This window comes from Mesorhizobium sp. M7A.F.Ca.AU.001.01.1.1 (assembly GCF_004022735.1).
Classification (GTDB): domain Bacteria; phylum Pseudomonadota; class Alphaproteobacteria; order Rhizobiales; family Rhizobiaceae; genus Mesorhizobium; species Mesorhizobium ciceri.
In genome coordinates, this window is sequence record NZ_RZPF01001139.1 from 1 (window position 1) to 1157 (window position 1157).

The 1157-nt window shown below is 58.7% G+C and carries 2 protein-coding genes; both read left to right on the top strand.

What is annotated here, in order from left to right; all coding sequences use genetic code 11:
* Positions 1 to 138 (top strand): MucR family transcriptional regulator (locus tag EN884_RS36545; RefSeq protein WP_206617760.1); only part of this gene is annotated, 138 nt, incomplete at its 5' end.
* Between the two features lie 483 nt (positions 139 to 621).
* On the top strand, positions 622 to 1157 hold a 536-nt coding region (locus EN884_RS36550), incomplete at its 3' end, for a cupin domain-containing protein (protein WP_164755719.1).

A 1157-nucleotide genomic window follows, 5' to 3' on the forward strand; every position in this document is an offset into this window, starting at 1 on the left:
GCCAAGGACTATCCCATGGTTGCACCGAGCTACGCGGCCCAGCGGTCAGCCCTCGCGAAATCCAGCGGACTCGGCCGCAAGCCAACTGCAAAAACGCCGTTGAGGAAAACACCAGCGAATCGGAAAGCTAAGGCCTAACAACAGGTGTCTATCAAAGGCGGCGGGGCAACCTGGATCACAAGGCAAGCATCACAATATCGCTCGGCTCCAAATATCGGCCTGGATAACAAATACCGTCCTCTGTTGAAAGCGACCGTGAGCCATCATCAGCTCTGACGAATGGCTGCAACCGATAAATGGTGAGACCCCGGACACTCATTGGGAGACCCCAGGGCGCAGCGTCCAATCTCATATGGTGCGGGGATGGCGGTAGGCTGCGGCGGCTGATCGGCCTCGCAGCTGTTCAGAGACAGGAAACTGCTCCATCCTTTTACCAGTTGCTCCGTTACGGCCGCAGCAATCTAGTGCGTGGTGCCTCCGCGCTCGGCATGTAGACAAGTTCTTCACCTGGAGACGCATTCATGATCGGCGGGCGTGTTGCCGTCTCTCTTGGTACTTTCGATTTGTGCAAACAATCCATAATTACGATAAGACGTTTCACTATCTCCGTTTCGAGGTCCAATGTCTGAAGTGGACTGGCTGAGCCATCTCCTGCAAATCATCACCGTGACCGGCCAGCTCGAGGTCCGCTGCGCCTATGGTGCACCGTGGCGCGTTGCCTGGAACAAGGCTGCCGCGAACGAAATTCCCTACCACGTCATAGTCAAGGGCCGGGCCATTCTCGAGGATCCGAAGACGAGAGCGGCGCGGGAGCTGCTGAGCGGAGATATTGTGCTGCTGCCTCACGGCGCGGCGCATGTACTGCACGACGGTAGCGGGCAAACACCAATTCCTACCCAGCAACGCCGGGGGTCAGCCGGATGGATGCTGAGCGAGAATGATGGCGAGGGCGAGCAACTGGATCTGCTGTGTGGGCGATTTTTTATCGCGCCACCCCATGATCGACTGATCCGCAACTACCTGCCCGCCAACCTGGTGACACGCGCTGTGGACAGCCATGGAGAAGACGGCATGGGGTCCGCATCCAACCAACTTGCCGGTCTTGTCGGGCTGATGCGGATGGAGTCCTCCGGTGACAGGGCGGGAGGGCGCGCCAT